The sequence below is a fragment of the Mesorhizobium sp. WSM4976 genome (assembly GCF_029625685.1).
In the GTDB taxonomy this organism is placed as follows: Bacteria; Pseudomonadota; Alphaproteobacteria; order Rhizobiales; family Rhizobiaceae; genus Mesorhizobium.
Window position 1 is genome coordinate 110,719 of record NZ_JARTVT010000007.1, and the last position, 17,859, is coordinate 128,577.

The window sequence follows — 17,859 nt, forward strand, 5'->3', positions numbered from 1 at the left end:
CGAATATTGGCTTGGAGTTGAGAAATGGACGGAAAACGTACGAGAGAGGCGCCAGACGCCTGGCACATGACAGATGATCTTCATGCCGAACAGGGCAAAGGCGATCCCTTTGCCGCAGCCATCCGGGCCACGCGCATGTCGATGATCATCACCGATCCGCGCAAGCCGGACAATCCAATCGTGTTCGCCAACGACTCTTTCCTGAGACTGACTGGCTACACACGCGAAGAGGTCATCGGCAGAAATTGCCGCTTTCTTCAAGGCCCTGACACGGATGCCGCCGCGGTCGCCGAAGTCCGCGCTGCCGTTGCCGATGGCAACGATATCAGCATCGATCTTTTGAACTACCGAAAGGATGGTTCCACCTTCTGGAACGCGCTCTATGTCAGCCCTGTCTCCAACGACAAGGGCGAGCTTCTGTTCTTCTTTGCGTCGCAGCTGGACGTGTCAGATCGTAAGCGGTCGGAGCAGCAGATCACGGCAGACAAGGAGCGCGTTGAAGAGGCTGTCAAAGAGCGCACCAGGGAACTCGAAGCTGCGCTCGAAACGCAGACTGCGCTGCTGCACGAGGTCGATCATCGTGTGAAGAACAACCTGCAGATGATCTCATCGCTGATCCTGATGCAAAGCCGCACCATCCGCGACGAAGCGGTAAAAAGCTCCCTGAGGACAATGTTGGAGCGCATCGAGGCGCTGAGCACCGTCCATCGGAGGCTCTACCAGTCCAAGGATGTCAGCAAGTTCGACATTTCCGATTTTGCCAGGGATCTCGTCTCGGATTTGCTCACCGCATCCGGCCGCCCCCAGATCAGATCGAAACTAGACCTGGAGCCGATCATCGTCCCGGCCGACAAAGCTACGCCGGTGGCGCTGATCGTCAACGAACTCGTCACCAACGCCCTCAAGCACGCCTTCAAGGACGAGGCGGTGCCCGGCAGCATCGGCGTCAGGATGAGCCAACCCGACGGGCACCTGATCATTGAAGTTTCCGACGACGGTGCCGGCATGGACGGCGAGGCCAGCGGCAGCACCTTCGGCATGCGCCTTATCCGGCAACTCGGGCGGCAACTTCGCGCCGATGTCGAATGGCGGAACACAAGTCCGGGTACGCAAGTTGTTGTAAAAATGCCGAACGGGCCTCAGCATAAAGGGGACGTGTCATGACCGAACCGCTGAACGTGCTGATCGTCGAAGACGAAGCTCTTCTGGCGATGGAACTGGAAAGCCTCATCGAGGAAGCTGGCCATAGCGTCGTGGGCTGGGCGATGTCGTCGGACGAAGCGAAAGCGATGGTCGATACCAGCAAAGCCGACATTGCTTTTGTCGATGTCCATCTTTCGGATGGCCCGACGGGCCTTGACGTGGCCGAGCATATTCAGCGATCGGGCCAGCCCATGGTCGTGTTCATGACAGCAAACCCGAAGCGCATCCCCGAGAACTTCGTCGGGGCTGTAGGCGTCATTGCGAAGCCGTATACGATGAACGGCGTGAGGTCGGCCCTGCGCTATTTGCAGGAAGGCGTGCGGCGCCCGCCTCCCGTCTCGGTACTACCGGCAGGTTTCACGCTCGCGCCCGACTTTCTGGCCGTGTGGGCGCCTTCGATTCCCTGAGTCACACAGGCGTCAGGCAATTTTCTCTTTCAGAAACGCGATCGTCCGGCCCCAGGCGAGATCGGCGGCTTTCTTGTCATAGCGCGCGGCCGAGGTGTCGTTGTTGAAGGCGTGGTTGGCCCCCTCATAGACATAGACCTTATATTCGACGTGCGCGGCGTCGAGCGCTTTTTTGTAGGCATCGATGCCCGCATTGGTCCGGCTGTCGAGACCGGCATAGTGAAGAAGCAGCGGTGCCTTGATCTTCGCAGCATCTTCCGCCGTGGGCTGCATTCCGTAATAGGCAACGCCGGCGCTGAGATCAGGCGCATGGACGGCAAGCTGGTTCACCGCGCCGCCGCCCCAGCAGAAGCCGACCGCACCGACCTTGCCGTTGCCGTCCTTGAGGCTCTTGAGATAGGCGACCGTCGCCACGCCGTCGGCCGCGACCTGGGCAGGATCGAGCTTGGTGAACATGTCGCGCGCCTTGTCCTCGTCGGGCGGCGTGCCGCCAAGCGGCGAGAGGAAGTCCGGCGCGAGCGCCACGAACCCTTCCAGAGCCACACGCCGGGCGACATCGCGGATATGCGGATTGAGGCCCCGGTTTTCATGGATGACGATGACGGTGCCGAGCTTGCCCGACTGATCGGCCGGCTTGACCAGATAGGCTTTCATCTCGCCGCTCGAGCCGGGGTAGGCAATGTCCTGGCCCTTCACGCGGCTGTCGTCTTCGGCAACGATCGCCGCCTTGGCGGAATTGGCCGCCAGCATCGGCGCGATCGCGGCGGCCGCGGCGCCTGAGCCTGCCAGCCTTGTCAATTGCTCCACGAAGCGGCGCCGGTCGAGTGTCAGATGTGTGTACTCGTCATAGACATCGATCATCGCCTGCGTGATGATGCTCCGGGTGGACCTGGCGACGGGTTCGTTCATGGCTGCCCTCGACGGTTGGCGGATGATCCGCAAGATAGGGTCGAGAGTTGCGTGGTCCAGTCACCCCGGGTGACGATCCTGCGAAGGATCTTAGCGGAGCGGTGCGCCGGGGAGCCAACTTGATTCATCACATTTTGGTCATTTCCGAAAGGCTTGATGGTGCTGTCACATTAGGACGCGAAGTTGCCGGAGCCGCCTCACCGATACTAATGACAAAAAGGGGAATGCCATGAACGCCCAGGATATCATCAACACCGTTTCCTCGAAGGCCGGCCTCGACGAGCCGACCACAGAGAAGGTTGTCGGGACCATCTTTTCCGTGCTGGAGCACGAGGCGGAAGGCACCACCGTTTCGTCTTTCTTCGCCAAGATCCCCGGCGCCGACGCGCTGGCGCAGAAATATGACGTAATGGCCGCCGGCGCGGCAGCCAATTCGGGCGGCGGCCTTCTCTCGTCGCTGGAAGGCGCTCTTGGCGGCGTTCTCGGCGAGAAGGCCGGCGCGCTGATTAATGGCATTGCCGCTCTCAAGGCCTCCGGCCTCGATATGGCGCAGATCCAGCAGGCCGGCGAGACGCTGGTCAGGCAAGCTGAAGCCGCCGCGGGTCCCGATCTCACCAACAGGGTTCTGGACCAGGTCCCGGGCCTCAAGGGACACCTCGGGCTTTGAAGTCCGACCCATCCCTCACTTGGGCAGGGCGTAGGCCATCACATAATCACCCGGCTTGGTGCCGACCGAGCCATGGCCGCCGGCGACGATGACGACGAACTGGCGGCCATCGGCGACGGTGTAGGTCATCGGCGTCGCCTGGCCGCCGGCCGGCAGCCGCGCCTGCCAGAGCTGCCTGCCGGTGGTGAGGTCATAGGCGCGCAGATAGTCATCGACCGCTGCGCCCAGGAAAGCGACGCCGCCCGCCGTGATCATCGGTCCGCCGATGCCTGGAACGCCGACCTTGAGCGGCAGCGGCAGCGGCGTCATGTCGTAGACGGTGCCGTTGCGGTGCCTGTAGGCGATGTTGCCGGTCTTCAGGTCGACGCCGGCGACATAACCCCAGGGCGGCGCCTGGCAGGGAATGCCGAGCGGCGACAGAAACGGCCCCATCACCACCGCGTAAGGCGCCCCTTCGTTGCGGTTCAGCCCCTGCTCGCTGCCCTTCGTGTCGCCCGGTGGCGGCACGTCCGCGCGCGGGATGAGCTTCGAAGTAAAGGCGAGATAAGTCGGCATGCCGAACATCACCTGACGCACCGGGTCGACCGCGACGCCGCCCCAGTTGAAGACACCGAAATTGCCGGGATAGATCAGCGAGCCCTGCAAAGAGGGCGGCGTGTAACGCCCCTCATAGCGCAATCGCTTCAGTTCGATCCGACACGCCAACTGGTCGAATAGGGTGATGCCCCACATGTCGGCGCCGGTCAGCGGCTTCGGATTGAAGGAAAGGTCGGAGGCCGGTTGCGTCGGCGAGGCATGATCGCCCTCGATCGCGCCCCCCGGCGCCGGCACTTCCTTCACTGGAATGATCGGCTCGCCGGACCGCCGGTCGAGCACGTAGAGGTCGCCCTGCTTGGTCGGCCCGACCAGCGCCGGCACAACGCCGCTCGCCGTGGTGATGTCGACCAGCGACGGCTGCGCCGGCACGTCCATGTCCCACAGATCGTGATGCACGGTCTGCCGCACCCAGCGCAATTGTCCGGTGTTGAGGTCGAGCGCGGTGATCGAGGAGGAGAACTTCTCGACATTGGCGCTGCGGCCCATGCCGAGCTGGTCCGGCGTCTGGTTGCCGAGCGGCACGTAAAGCAGTCCGAGCTTCTCGTCGGCGCTCGCGGTCGACCACATGTTGGGCGAGTTGTGGGTGTAGGTTTGCCCGGCGGGCAGCGGCGTCGTCACGTCCGGATTGGCGGAATCCCAGTTCCACAAAAGGGCGCCGGTCTCGACGTCGAAGGCGCGGATAACGCCCGACGGCTCCTCGGTCGAGTAATTGTCGTTGACCGCGCCGCCGACGATGATCTTGCCGGCGACGATCAGCGGCGCCGAGGTCGAATAGTAATAGCCCGACTTCGGATAGGGCATATTGGCCATCAGGTTCAGCGTGCCGCCCTCGGCGAAGGACGGACACACCTGCCCATTCGCCGCGTCGAGCGCGATCAGGCGAGCGTCCGACGTCGGCAGGTAGACGCGCTGCGCACAGGGCTGGCCGGCCGCGATCTTGGCATCGGCATAATAGGACACGCCGCGGCAGGTCTGGTGCTGGCGGTTGTTGTCGAGCTTGATCTTGGGATCGTAGCGCCACTTTTCCTTGCCGCTCGCGGCATCGATGGCGATGGCGAAATTGTGCGGCGTGCAGATGAACAGCGTGTCGCCGATCTTCAGTGGCGTCACTTGATAGGTCGTCTCGCCGACGTCGTCGGGGCCTTTCACATCGCCGGTGCGGTAGGTCCATGCTGGCTGCAGCTTGACGACATTCTCGGGCGTGATCTGGTCGAGCGGCGAATAGCGCTGGCCGAAAGGCGTGCGGCCGTAGAAATGCCATTCGCCGGCCGGCATGTCGCCGCCCAGATTGGCCGCCGCCGCCACCTTTTCGGTGCCGAGCGTGCCGCCAATGTCGTGAGAATCGGCGGTCATCGAATAACCGGCGACCGCAAGCGAGGCGAGCACGGCGAGGATCAGCGGCGCGCGTCCGTCGGGACCACGCAAGCCGCGCCTTGCCCATGGCGTCAAAAGCCACAGCGCGACGAGCACGATGACCCCGCCGCGCGGACCGAGCTGCCACCAGTCGAAGCCGATTTCCCACACCGCCCAGCACAAAGTGGCGAGAACGAACAGCGCGTAGAGCCAGAGCGAGGTCGACCTGCGCCTGAACAGCAGCCAGGCGGTGATCAGGAAGATCAGGCCGGCGATCAGGTAGTACCAGCTGCCGCCCAATGCGATGAGCCAAATGCCGCCGCCGCCGAGAATGAGACCGATCAGGAAGAGGACGAGGGAGGTGATGGTGACAGCCAAGACGGTGCTCCTTCGACTGTTGCGCGCTTTGCAGCAATTCCAGAAAAAGCGTGGAGCGGCTTTCCGTTTGGAACTGCGTCAAACAAAAGATGGAGCGGTTCGCCGTTCAGGAAACAGCAATCCGCTCCAGTGCGGCTTCAGCGACGGCATACCGTCCCTGCCCTGCCGGCAGCTTTCCCCTGCCCGCTCCGGCTGTCAAGTTTGACCGGCACACGCCAAACTAGAACAAAACGTAGACAGTTCTGGTCTTTCGCTGCCGAATCACTACATTCGGGGCGATGTCGGGCTTTTCCGAAGACATGCCTTTTTTCGATGAACCGAATGCGCGGCCCGCTGCGGCCCCGTCCGGCATAGCCGCGCGCGCCATGGCGGCGCGTAGCGGCCAGAACAGCGTGCCCGATTATCTGAAGGGCCTGAACCCGGAGCAGCGGCTCGCCGTTGAGACGACCGAAGGCCCGGTTCTGGTGCTGGCTGGCGCAGGCACCGGCAAGACGCGCGTGCTCACCACCCGCATCGCCCACATCCTCGCCACCGGGAGGGCCTTCCCCTCGCAGATCTTGGCCGTCACCTTCACCAACAAGGCCGCGCGCGAGATGAAGCAGCGCATCGGCCATCTGATCGGCGAAGGCAATGTCGAGGGCATGCCATGGCTTGGCACCTTCCACTCGATCGGCGTGAAGCTGCTACGCCGCCACGCCGAGCTGGCCGGGCTGAAATCGGATTTCACCATCCTCGACACGGACGACGTGGTGCGGCTGATCAAGCAGCTGATCCAGGCAGAAGGGCTTGATGACAAGCGCTGGCCGGCCAAGACCTTCGCCCAGATGCTCGACAACTGGAAGAACAAGGGCCTCGGCCCCGACGAGATTCCGGAAGGCGACGCCCGCAGCTTCGGCAACGGCAAGGGTCGTCAGCTCTACAAGGCCTATCAGGAACGGCTGCAGACGCTGAATTCCTGCGACTTCGGCGACCTGCTCTATCACCCGATCCGCATCTTCCGCGCCTATCCGGACGTGCTGAAGGAATATCACCGCAAGTTCAAATACATACTGGTCGACGAATACCAGGACACCAACACCGCGCAGTACATGTGGCTTCGCCTCCTGGCGCAGCGGCCCAATGTCGGGCGCGCTCCATCTGCCGAAGGCCGCAAGCCCGACCGGGCGTCGGCCGGTCAGGCCGCCCCCACGGAGGCCAGCGAGCGCGCGGCCGTGGGCGAGAACAAAGTGAATATCTGCTGCGTCGGCGACGACGACCAGTCGATCTATGGCTGGCGCGGCGCCGAGGTCGACAACATCCTGCGCTTCGACAAGGATTTCCCGGGCGCCACCATCATCCGCCTGGAGCGCAACTACCGCTCCACCGCGCACATCCTCGGTGCTGCCTCCCACCTCATCGCCCACAATGAGGGCCGCTTCGGCAAGACGCTGTTCACGGACCGCGACGACCCCGAGGACGACAAGGTTCATGTCCATGCGGCCTGGGACTCGGAGGAAGAGGCGCGCGCCGTAGGCGACGCCATCGAGGCTTACCAGCGGCAGAAGCATAATCTGAACGACATGGCCATCCTGGTGCGAGCCTCCTTCCAGATGCGCGCCTTCGAAGACCGCTTCATCACGCTGGGCTTGAACTATCGCGTCATCGGCGGCCCGCGCTTCTACGAGCGCCTGGAAATCCGTGACGCGCTGGCCTTCTTCCGCGTCGTCGCGAATGGCGGCGACGACCTCGCCTTCGAGCGCATCGTCAACGTGCCGAAGCGTGGGCTGGGCGAAGCCACCATCCGCCAGATCCACGACACGGCGCGCGCGATGCGCATTCCGATGCTCGAGGCCGCCGCGACGCTTGCCGAAAGCGACGAGCTGAAGCCGAAGCCGCGTGCCGCGCTGCGCGAGGTCGCGGCCAATTTCGAACGCTGGCAAAAGGCGCTGGAAACGAAGCCGCACACCGAGCTCGCAGAGACCATTCTGGAAGAGAGCGGCTACACCGACATGTGGAAGAACGAGCGCTCGGCCGAGGCGCCTGGACGGCTGGAGAACCTCAAGGAGCTGATCCGCTCCATGGAGGAGTATGAATCGCTTCGCTCCTTCCTCGAGCATGTCGCCCTCGTCATGGATGCCGAGCAGAATGCCGAACAGGATGCGGTCTCGATCATGACGTTGCATTCGGCCAAGGGCCTGGAATTCGAGACCGTCTTTCTCCCCGGCTGGGAGGAAGGCCTCTTTCCTCATCAGCGCGCGCTGGATGAAGGCGGCCGCTCCGGCCTGGAGGAAGAACGCCGCCTTGCCTATGTCGGACTGACGCGGGCGAAGAAGAACCTGCACATCTGGTTCGTCTCCAACCGCCAGATCCACGGGCTGTGGCAATCGACCATCCCGTCGCGCTTCGTCGACGAGCTGCCGGAAACCCATATCGACATCGCCGAGGGCGGCAATTCCTATGGCGGCTACGGCAATCCCTATGGCGGCGGCGCCTTCGCCTCGGGTCGTGGCGGGGGCAGGCAAAATCCTTACGGCGCCTCCCGCTTCGACAATATCGGCGCCAAGGACCAGGGCAGCTTCTCCAACACCTACGCGACGCCCGGCTGGCAGCGCGCCCAGGCCAACCGCACCGAGGCGACCGACCGCAACTGGGGCACCCGCTCCGGCCACCAGGTCGAGCGCATCGGCTATGGCGAGACCGATAGCGGCTACGGCGCCGGGCGCACCTCTGTGAAGGGCCGCACCATCGAGGGCGAGCTGGTCGCCAAATCCGTCGCCGACGCGCCGTCCGCCTTCAATGTCGGCGACCGCGTCTTCCACCAGAAATTCGGCAACGGCAACATCGCCGCCATCGACGGCAACAAGCTCACCATCGACTTCGACAAGGCCGGCCAGAAACGCGTGCTGGACGGGTTTGTCGCGCCGGTGTGACCGGCCTCCTCACCGATACCTTGCCTGGTTCCACTTGTGGCCGAGCAGCGACAGGATGATGATCAGCCCGTTGAAGAACTGCACGTAGAAGCCGCTGAGGCCCGCCGCCACCACGCCGGTCTGGATGAACGACACGGTTACCGCGCCAATGGCGCCGCCGACGACCGTGCCGATGCCGCCCCAGGTTGGCGTGCCGCCGACGAACACCGACGCCAGCACCGGCAGCAGATAGCCGTCGCCCGCCGTCGGCCACCAGGTGAAGTTGATCATCACCGAGAACGTGCCGGCGATCGCCGCCCCTATGCCCGTGAAGACGAACACCTTCACCCGCACGAGCTTGACGTCGATGCCCATCTGCTTGGCGCTGTCGGGATTGTCGCCGACGACCTTCACCTGCGCGCCGAAGCGGTGGCGGTTGAAGAGCAGCGCCGAGAACACGACGAAGGCTATGGCCCAGAAGATCTGCACCGGAATGCCCCAGACCTGGCTGGAAAAAATCTTGTAGGCCGTGCTGTCGGCAAGGTTGGTCAGCGCCGTCGACTTGCCCTCGTTGATGATCTGGATCAGGCCGCGCAGCAGGAAGTTCATGCCGAGTGTCGCGATCAGCGACGACAGCCCGCCATAGACGACCAGCGAGCCGACCAGGAAGCCGAGCAGCGTGCCGGTGACGAGCGCCGCGACAATGCCGAGGAATGGATCGTAGCCGGCCTGCACCACCAGCGCGAAGACCCAGGAGGCCAAACCCATCGTCGCCGGGAACGACAGGTCGATCTCGCCGCAGGTGACGACGAAGACCAGCGGCACCACCACGAACAGTGCCACGGGAAGCGTCGTGAGCACCGAACTGTAGAGATACCAGGTGGTGAAGACGGTCGGGTTGGCGATCATGAAGACCGCCATCATCACGATGAACACGGCGAGCGTGCCCAGCGCAGCGCGGTTGTCGAGGACGAAGCCGCGCAGCCAGTTGTCCGAGGGATGGCTCCACTCTTTGCCTGATTCCCTGGCCGCCTTGCCGCTTGCCCTTCCCAGAGGCGTTTGCAGATCGGGTTCCATGGCCTTGCTCATTGCGCTCTCTGCTCCGCTTCGTCCGCCTCGTGCAGTCCCGGCAAACCGCCGGGATGCGCCACATCTTCCATGAAGTTGATGAGGTCGTCGGCCGACTTCACCTCGCTGCGGTCGGCCGTTAGCGCCACCTTGCCGCGGTCGAGCACGACGAAGCGGTCGGCGATGTCGAAGACGTGGTGGATGTTGTGGCCGATGAACAGGATCGAGCGGCCGCTCGCCCGCACCTGGCGCACGAAATGGAAGACTTTTGCCGTCTCGGTCAGCGACAGCGCCGTCGTCGGCTCGTCGAGGATGATCAGCTCCGCCTGCTTGTAGATGGCGCGCGCGATCGCCACGCCCTGCCGCTCGCCGCCCGAAAGCTGGCCGACGATAGACTGGGGCGTGAACACTTTCGAGGTGAAGCCGATCTCGCGCATCAGCCGGCTCGCTTCCGCGATCTCCTTGCTAACCTTCAGCCAACCCATGAAGCCGGTGAGCTCGCGGCCCATGAAGATGTTGCGCACGATCGTCTGCTGCACGGCCAGCGCCCGGTCCTGGAACACGGTCTCGATGCCGGCCTCGCGCGAGCGCGCCGCGCTCCATCCGCTGACCGGCTTGCCGCGCACGAGAATCTCGCCGCTGGTTGGCTTGACCACGCCGGACAGGATCTTGATCAGCGTCGACTTGCCGGCGCCATTGTCGCCGATGAGCCCGACCACCTCGCCGCGGTCGACGCTGAGATTGACGCCGCCCAGCGCATAGACCTGACCGTAGGATTTCGTGATGTCGCGCAGTTCGATGATGCGTTCGCCCATGCGATCCTCGCTTGAATTGTCTGTCTGCCGGCCGCCGGCCGGTGGTCCAGCCGGCCGAGCCAAGCCCGGCCGGCTGCCTGGGAGGTCAGCGCAGCGCCTGCTTGGCGAGCTCTGAGACGACCTGGTAATTTTCAGGAGTGACGAAACCGGCGCCAGTGTCGACGTTCATGGGCGCCAGTCCGAGCACCACCTGCTGGCAGAGGCTGAGGATCGGCAGATAGCCCTGCAGGAACGGCTGCTGGTCGGCCGTCAGTTGCACCCAGCCGCCCTTGAAGCCCTCGACGATCTGCGGGCTGGTGTCGAAGCCGAAGTTGAAGATGTCGCCCGGCTTCCTGCCCGCCGCTTGCATATAGGTCGCGACATTGCCGAGCATCTGGCCGCCGGGATAGCCGACCGCCTTGACGTCGGGGTGGTTAAGCAGCGCCGCCGTGATCACCGGAATGGCGAGGTTCGGATCGGATGCCCATTCGCCGCTCGGCGGCGAGGACAGCTGGATCACCTCGACGCCCGCCTCCTTCAAGGCAGCCACCGTACCGCGCTCGCGCGCGCCGCGGTTCTCGTTCTCGAACGGACCGATCATAATCGCCTTGTCGCCGGCCTTCAGCTTGCCGAGCTTGAACGCCTCGGCGCCGAGCGCGCGGCCCTGCTGCTCCTGCTGCGCGCCGACATAGCCGCCGCCGAACGCTGCCACCACCTTCGGCACCGGCACGTTCTGGTACATCATCTTGATGCCGTCCTTATGCGCCTGCTCGGCCAAGGGCATGATCGCGGCGTCACCGGGATGGCCCATCATGGCGATGCCCTGGGGCTTGACCGCAACCGCCTCGCGCAATTGCTGCACCATCTTCTCGACGTCCCACTGCGAGAAGATGTAGTCGACCTTTGGCCCGAGATCGGCCGCTGCCTGCTTGGCGCCATTATAGACGATGGTTCCGAAGGCGTCGCCCTCGGCGCCGCCGACGAAGAAGCGGATGTGGACGTCCTTGCACCATTGGGCGTCAAGCGCCTTCGCCGGCAAGGTGGAAATCGAGGCGCAGAGCGCCGTGGCGGCCGCCACGACGGTCGAGCGCAGAACAGTTCTTCTGGTCGTGATGCTCATGCACGTTCCTCCCTTTTGGTCCCTCGCGATCAAGGGTTTTCAACGGTTGCTCGAATCGGCCGGCTCCTCCCGCCGGCCGGCACTCACATCGGATTGGGCAGGTAGCTGCTCCCTCCCCGGCATTGCTTCAGATAATCGAGAGCGCGCGCCTGGCCGGTGATCTCGAGGTCGCCGCGATAGACCGGGTCGTGCCAGCCCTCGATGTCGATGGCGCCCTTGTAGCCGGCCAGCCGCAATTCGCTGATCACCCGCGTCCAGTCGCTATCGCCGAAGCCCGGCGTGCGCATTTGCACGAAAGGCAGGCGGCCGAACACGCCATGCTCGCGGATCACGTCCCAGCGCACCGTCGCGTCCTTGCCATGGACATGGAAGATGCGCGGCGCCCATTTGCGGATCTGCGGCATCGGATCGATCAGGTAGACGAGTTGGTGGCAGGGCTCCCATTCCAGCCCGAGATTATCGTTGGGCAATTCGTTGAACATAAGCTCCCAGGCGTCTGGGTTGTGGGCGATGTTCCAGTCGCCGCTCGCCCAGTTGCCGTCCATGGCGCAGTTCTCAAAGGCGATGCGCACGCCCTTGTCGGCGGCGCGCCTGGCGAGCGGTCCCCACACCTCGCGGAAGCGCGGCAGGCTGTCGGTCAGCTTCTTGCCGCGCAGGCGGCCGGTGAAGCCGCAGACCATCGAAGCGCCGAACAGATGCGCGTTGTCGATCACCGTCTCCCAAGCCGCGAGCACGCCGCGATCGACCTCGCCGCTCTCCAGCGGATTGCCGAACACACCGAGCGACGACACGGTGACGTCCGCATCGCCGATCGCGTCGCGGATCTCGCCGGCCAGCCGAGGCAGGTCCTTGCCGCCCAGCGTCTGCCAGAAAAAGGGCTGGATGCTCTCGAACCCCAGCGGCAGGATCTGTTTCACGTAGGCGGCCGGATCGTCGAGATTGGCCCGCACCATGGTGCCGATCCTGATATCGAGAAGCGGGTTTGGCATCGTCATCCTTCCTGGGCCTCGATCGCCACGCGCCGTCCGGCCTCCGCGCTTTCGATCGCGCCGAAGACCATGGCGAGGCTTTTGATGTTGTCGGCGCCGCGGGTCTCCGGCTCGGTGCCGGTTTCGATCGCGCGCATGAAATCCTGGATGATGCCGAGATGTCCGCCCACCCGATCGGCCGGGTCGAGCGCCGGCACCTCGATGGCTTGCGTCTTGTCGATGATGCCGTCGCGGCCGGACGCAACCACTTCCGCCTTCAGCCCGTCATGGCCATCCCACAGCAGGCTGCCGCGCTCCGCGACGATGCGCCAGCTGCCCTCCCAGCTCGTGCGGAAACCGTCGGCGCACCAGGAGCCGGCATAGGTGAAGACCTTGCCGTCGCCGAGGTCGAAGACGGCGCTGGCCGACGAGCCCTGCCGGTACCAGGAACTGGCCGGCTCCCATTCCTGGCAATAAACGCTGGCCGGCTCGCCGGCGACCATGTAGCGCGCGGCGTCAAAGGTGTGGATCGCCATGTCCAGCAGCAGCACGTGGTCCATCTCCTCGCGAAAGCCGCCAAAATGCGGCGCGATGAAGAAGTCGGCATGGATACTGGTCGGCTTGCCGATGGCGCCGGAATCCAGGAAGCGCCGGATCCGCCTGACATTGGCGACATAGCGCCGGTTCTGCACGACCGCATGGACGCGGTCGGCGCGACGCGCCGCATCGATAATGGCCCGCGCATTCTCTGGGCTGTCGGCCAGCGGCTTTTCGGTGAGCAGATGGCAATGATGGGCAAAAGCCGAAAGCGCGACGGCGCGGCGTGCCGCCGGGACCACGACATCGAACACGGCGTCGGGTTTCGTCTCCTCGAGAACGGCGTCGAGGCTGGTGCCGATGACGGCTTTGGTAAGATCGTATTCGCGCGCCCTCGTTTGCGCCCGCTCGGCGTCGAGGTCGACAAGGCCGGCAATCGCGAGCCCGTCGATCTGCCTTGCGGCATCGAGCCACTGCTTGCTCATGGCTCCGCACCCGACCAGGACGACCTTCATCATCCAGCGCTCCTCCTCCGCCCGGCCCCTCCAGTCCGAGTGTCACGGCATTTCCGGCATCACCGTAAACGTTTTTCCGTAAACGTTTACGAGAACACACCCGATGGCGTAGAATGTCAATCACCCGCTCGCGAAAATCGACATCCACTGCTTGGCCTGAAGGGCGGCCGGTGCTAGCGAAGACAGGGGGAGAACCGGCATTGGCGTCCAGCATCCACGATCTCGCGCGTCACCTGAACATTTCGATCGGCACGGTGTCCCGGGCGCTGAACGGCCGCGCCGATGTCAATGCGGAGACGCGCCAACGCGTGCTCGAGGCGGCCAGGAAGCTGAACTATTCGCCCAACCAGTCCGGCCGCAGCCTGAGGAAAGGCGCCACTCATTCGATCGCCTTCATGCTGCAACCGCATCCCGGCGACCAGCAATATGGCGAGCCGTTCTTCATCCCGTTCCTGACCGGTCTGCAGGCGCGGCTCGCCGAGAGCGACCTCGATCTGATGGTGGTCATGGGTGAGCCCGGCCAATATCAGCCGGAGAGGCTGCGCCGCGTGGTTGAGACGCGCCGGGCCGACGCTGTCGTGTTGGCCAATACAAGGCGGGAAGACGACCGGATAGACTATCTCAGCAAGGCCGGTTTTCCCTTCGCCACGCTTGGGCGAAGTCAATCCGGCGGCGACACCTATCCTTCGCTCGATATCGATTTCGAGAGGGCGGGTGAGGAAGCAGTCGACCGGCTGGTCGCGCGCGGCCACCGCCGCATCGCCGCCATCCGCCCTTCGCTCGATCTCAACTTCGGCTACCTGTTCCTCGACGGCTACCGCAAGGCGCTGAAGCGGCACGGCATCGAAATCGATCCCGGCCTGATCGCCGACGGCTTCATCAACGAGACCGGCGGCTATCAGGTGACGCCGCGCGTCATGCTCTCCAAGGACCGGCCGACAGCCATCATCTTCAACAATGACGCCATGGCCCTCGGCGGCTGCAAGGCGCTGGCCGAAATGGGCATCCGGCCCGGCCACGACATCGCGGTGATCGTCATCGTCGACACGCCGCTTTGCCGCTACTTCTCGCCGGCGCTGACCGCCTTCCGTCCATCGCTGGAGCCGATGGGCCGCCGGCTGGCCGAAATGCTGCTGGCCTCGCTTCCGGCTTTCGCTGGCCCCGAAGGCACACGTATCATCCGAGAGATCTGGCCGCTGGAACTGGTCGCCAGAGAAAGCGATTGAGCGCCTTTTCCTTCTCCTCTCGTGGGAGAAGGAAAAGCGCACCCAACCTGTCACGCAACCATCACGTTCACGCCCTAGACCGCTCGACGGCAAGGGCTGCCCGCATCGTCGATGCCGTGCCCTTTTGAGCCAGTGGCCGCTCTGCTCTTCAAGAAGGGGATATCGATGAAACATCTCAACCGAACCGCCGCGCTCGGCGCGCTGCTCGCCCTGTTCACTGCCATGACGCCGGCGCTCGCCGACGGCGTCGTTTATCTCAACAAGGGGCTCGTAGGCGTCGGCCGCATTCCGGCCATCCAGAAGGATAAGTTCGGCGAGACCTTCGGTTCGGGTTCCGGCATGGCGATCGACACCAAGTCCTGGGCGCGCGACGGCGCGGGCTACAAGGGCTCGCTCTGGCTGCTGCCCGACCGCGGCTACAATGTCGTCGGCACCACCGATTATCGCCCGCGGCTCAACACCATAGCAATCGAGCTGACCCCGACGGCTCCTGGCGTGGCCCCAGTCGTCGGGAAGGAACAGACCGGCGTTAAGGCGACGCTCGCCGATACGATGCTCTTGACCGACGACAAGGGCGCCGACGCGACCGGCCTCGATCCGTTGAACGGAGTGCGTCCGGCCGCGGGCGATTTGCCGATCTTGCCGCAGGCGGACAACGGCAAGCTTTCGCTGGACGACGAAGCGATCGTGCGCCTGCCCGACGGCACCATGTTCATCTCCGACGAATACGGCCCCAACATCTATCGGTTCTCGGCCGAAGGGCGGCTGATGTCGGCGACGCAGCCGCCCGCGGCGCTGGTGCCGATGCGCCACGGCAAGCCGAACTTCGCTTCCGACAATCCAGGCCCGGGCGCGGCCGAGCCAGATCCGAAGGATCCCGAGACCGGCCGCCAGAATAACCAGGGCCTCGAAGGCATGTCGATGACGCCCGACGGCAAGTTCCTGATCGCCGTGCTACAGTCGGCGACCCGCCAGGACGGCGGCGATTCCGGCTCGACGCGCCAGAACACCCGCGCGCTGGTCTATGACGCTTCCGAGCTCGCTCATCTCAAGCTGGCGCATGAATACGTCGTGCCGCTGCCGGTCTTCAAGGACGCCAAGGGCAAGACCAAGGTCGCTGCGCAAAGCGAGATCGTCGCGCTCTCCGACACCAGCTTCCTGATGCTGGCACGCGACTCGGGCAACGGCCAGGGTCTCAAGGGCGACGAGTCGCTCTACCGCAAGATCGAGATCGTCGACCTCTCCGCAGCCACCGACATCGCCAACGGTCCGTTCGACGCCGCCGACCAGCCGGTGGCGCCGAAAGGCGTGCTCGAGCCATCGGTGACGCCGGCCAGGCTGACGCCGTTCATCGACATCAACGACAAGCGCGAGCTCGGCCGCTTCGGCCTGCACAATGGCGCGCCGAACGACAGGAACAACCTGTCCGAGAAGTGGGAGGCGATGTCGCTGGTCTCCGTGCTCGACCCGAAGCTTCCCGACGACTATTTCCTGTTCGTTGCCAATGACAACGACTTCCTCACCCAGGACGGCTTCCAGGTCGGTGCGCCCTACAAGGCCGAGGACGGCGCCGACGTCGACACCACTTTCCTGGTCTATCAGGTCACCCTGCCTGGACTGTCTGGAAACAGCCTCGCCGCGAACTAGTTCTGCTTCAGCCGTATGCTGAGCGCGCATACGGCTGAGCGCGGAAGGGATGCATGAGCATCAGGCCTGCGATAGCATCGCGGGCCTGATTCATTTTCGGTGCTGCCATGGATGACGACAAGCCGGCTCGAAGGCGGACCCACGACCTGACCAGCGGGCCGATCCCGCGTACGCTGCTTCTGTTCGCGCTGCCGGTGCTGGGCTCCAACGTGCTGCAGTCGCTCAACGGCTCGATCAATGCAGTCTGGGTCGGCCGCTTCCTCGGCGAGGCGGCGCTGACCGCCACCTCCAACGCCAATCTGGTGCTGTTCCTCATCCTCGGCACCGTGTTCGGCATAGGCATGGCGGCGACGATCCTGGTCGCGCAGTCGGTCGGCGCCCGCGACCTGCCCGAGGCGAAGCGCGTCGTCGGCACCAGCGCCACTTTCTTCTTCCTGGTCTCGGTCGTCTTCGCCGTCTGCGGCTGGATCTGGGTCGACGCCATCCTCACCGGGCTCGGCACGCCGGCGGACGCCCTGCCGCTGGCGCGCAGTTATCTGCGCATCATCTTCGTGGCTGTGCCTATGATGAACCTCTTGTCCTTCGTCATGACCGTGCTGCGCGGCGCCGGTGACTCGCGAACCCCGTTCGTCTTCATGGCGCTGGCGGTCGTGCTTGACGTCGTGCTCAATCCGCTGCTGATCCGCGGCATCGGCCCCTTTCCAGAGCTCGGCATCGCCGGCTCGGCGACATCGACGCTCATAGGTCAGACGGTCAGCGTCATCGCCATTCTCATCGTGCTCTATGCGCGAAAGCATCCGCTGCGGCTGGCAGGCGTCGATCTCGCGCTGCTTCGGCCTGATCCGGCCCTGCTGCGCATCGTCGTCTTCAAGGGCATCCCGATGGGGTTGCAGATGATCGTCATCTCGGCCGCTGCATTGACGGTGATGGGCATCGTCAACTCCTACGGGTCGCAGGTCGCCGCCGCTTACGGTATCGCCGCGCAACTCTGGACCTATATCCAGATGCCGGCGCTGGCGATCGGGGCGGCGGTCTCCTCAATGGCGGCGCAGAATGTCGGCGCCGGCCGCTGGGACCGCATCGGCAAAGTCGCGGCCTCGGGCATCGGTTTCAATTTGGTGCTGACCGGCGCGCTGGTGGCGCTGCTTTTCGTCTTCGATCGCCCCGTGCTCAGCCTCTTCCTCAGCAATGACAGCACCGCGATCGACATTGCCGCCCATATCAACAGGGTGGCGTCCTGGTCGTTCATCCTGTTCGGCATCACGATCGTCTTGTTTGCCACGGTGCGAGCCACCGGCGCCGTCATGCCGCCGCTCATCATCCTGATCATCTCGGTGTTGATCATCCGCACCGGCTTTGCCTATTTCATGCGCAGCGTCATCGGCCAGGAGGCGCTGTGGTGGAGCTTTCCGGCCGGCTCGATCGCCTCGCTTTTGCTAGCCGCCGCCTATTATCGTTTCGGCCATTGGCGGACCACGCATATGATCGAGGGCCGGCCTGCCGCCGGCGAGCCGCCCGATACGGGCCTAGGCGTGCCGCGCCAGCGTGCCAATCTTGCACCTGAGACACCGGCCAGTTGAGA

General features: G+C 64.4%; 14 protein-coding genes. 7 read left to right on the plus strand and 7 right to left on the minus strand.

The features are described from left to right. Window positions 1–66 precede the first annotated feature (66 nt). Together P9272_RS10700 and P9272_RS10705 are read left to right on the plus strand one after the other, a co-directional pair. Window positions 67–1,164 carry a histidine kinase dimerization/phosphoacceptor domain -containing protein gene (locus P9272_RS10700; RefSeq protein WP_347404049.1) on the plus strand — a complete coding sequence of 366 codons (1,098 nt, stop codon included), beginning with the start codon at window positions 67–69 and terminating at the stop codon, window positions 1,162–1,164. Then, a complete protein-coding gene (locus P9272_RS10705) occupies window positions 1,161–1,610 on the plus strand; it encodes a response regulator (protein ID WP_128258237.1) in 450 nt (149 codons plus the stop codon). The genes P9272_RS10700 and P9272_RS10705 overlap by 4 nt, the downstream gene beginning before the upstream one ends. Window positions 1,611–1,622: 12 nt before the next feature. On the opposite strand, the gene P9272_RS10710 is transcribed toward P9272_RS10705, so the two are convergent. Then, window positions 1,623–2,519 (minus strand): dienelactone hydrolase family protein, encoded by an 897-nt coding sequence (locus P9272_RS10710; RefSeq protein WP_128258238.1) that lies wholly within the window; start codon window positions 2,517–2,519, stop codon window positions 1,623–1,625. A 229-nt stretch (window positions 2,520–2,748) separates the two neighbouring features. On the opposite strand from P9272_RS10710, the gene P9272_RS10715 reads away from it, so the two are divergent. Next, window positions 2,749–3,186: a hypothetical protein gene (locus P9272_RS10715; protein ID WP_278160519.1), complete on the plus strand. Its 438-nt coding sequence runs from the start codon at window positions 2,749–2,751 to the stop codon at window positions 3,184–3,186. A gap of 15 nt (window positions 3,187–3,201) precedes the next feature. Here P9272_RS10715 and P9272_RS10720 read toward each other — a convergent pair whose 3' ends face one another. Then, the gene (locus P9272_RS10720; protein ID WP_278160520.1) at window positions 3,202–5,514 is read right to left on the minus strand and encodes a glucose/quinate/shikimate family membrane-bound PQQ-dependent dehydrogenase; all 2,313 of its coding nucleotides are present in this window, start codon (window positions 5,512–5,514) and stop codon (window positions 3,202–3,204) included. 278 nt (window positions 5,515–5,792) lie between these two features. Here P9272_RS10720 and P9272_RS10725 point away from each other — a divergent pair, with 278 nt between their 5' ends. After that, a complete protein-coding gene (locus P9272_RS10725; RefSeq protein ID WP_278160521.1) occupies window positions 5,793–8,423 on the plus strand; it encodes a UvrD-helicase domain-containing protein in 2,631 nt (876 codons plus the stop codon). Window positions 8,424–8,432: 9 nt separating this feature from the next. Here P9272_RS10725 and P9272_RS10730 read toward each other — a convergent pair whose 3' ends face one another. From P9272_RS10730 to P9272_RS10750, 5 genes are all read right to left on the minus strand, one after another. Then, window positions 8,433–9,491 (minus strand): ABC transporter permease, encoded by a 1,059-nt coding sequence (locus tag P9272_RS10730; RefSeq protein WP_278160522.1) that lies wholly within the window; start codon window positions 9,489–9,491, stop codon window positions 8,433–8,435. After that, entirely contained in the window at window positions 9,488–10,285 is a 798-nt protein-coding gene (locus P9272_RS10735; protein WP_278160523.1) for an ATP-binding cassette domain-containing protein, read from the minus strand. Before P9272_RS10735 ends, P9272_RS10730 begins: the two co-directional genes overlap by 4 nt. 85 nt (window positions 10,286–10,370) lie before the next feature. Beyond that, the gene (locus P9272_RS10740) at window positions 10,371–11,384 is read right to left on the minus strand and encodes a substrate-binding domain-containing protein (protein WP_128258244.1); all 1,014 of its coding nucleotides are present in this window, start codon (window positions 11,382–11,384) and stop codon (window positions 10,371–10,373) included. An 83-nt stretch (window positions 11,385–11,467) separates the two neighbouring features. Continuing rightward, a complete protein-coding gene (locus P9272_RS10745) occupies window positions 11,468–12,373 on the minus strand; it encodes a sugar phosphate isomerase/epimerase (protein WP_278160524.1) in 906 nt (301 codons plus the stop codon). A gap of 2 nt (window positions 12,374–12,375) precedes the next feature. Further along, entirely contained in the window at window positions 12,376–13,407 is a 1,032-nt protein-coding gene (locus P9272_RS10750) for a Gfo/Idh/MocA family oxidoreductase (protein ID WP_278160525.1), read from the minus strand. 197 nt (window positions 13,408–13,604) lie between these two features. Here P9272_RS10750 and P9272_RS10755 point away from each other — a divergent pair, with 197 nt between their 5' ends. From P9272_RS10755 to P9272_RS10765, 3 genes are all read left to right on the plus strand, one after another. Continuing rightward, entirely contained in the window at window positions 13,605–14,630 is a 1,026-nt protein-coding gene (locus P9272_RS10755) for a LacI family DNA-binding transcriptional regulator (protein WP_278160526.1), read from the plus strand. A 222-nt stretch (window positions 14,631–14,852) separates the two neighbouring features. Further along, window positions 14,853–16,277, plus strand: a complete 1,425-nt coding sequence (locus P9272_RS10760; protein ID WP_278160608.1) for an esterase-like activity of phytase family protein — start codon at window positions 14,853–14,855, stop codon at window positions 16,275–16,277. Window positions 16,278–16,384: 107 nt separating this feature from the next. Next, a complete protein-coding gene (locus tag P9272_RS10765) occupies window positions 16,385–17,857 on the plus strand; it encodes an MATE family efflux transporter (protein WP_278160527.1) in 1,473 nt (490 codons plus the stop codon). Window positions 17,858–17,859: the final 2 nt, after the last annotated feature.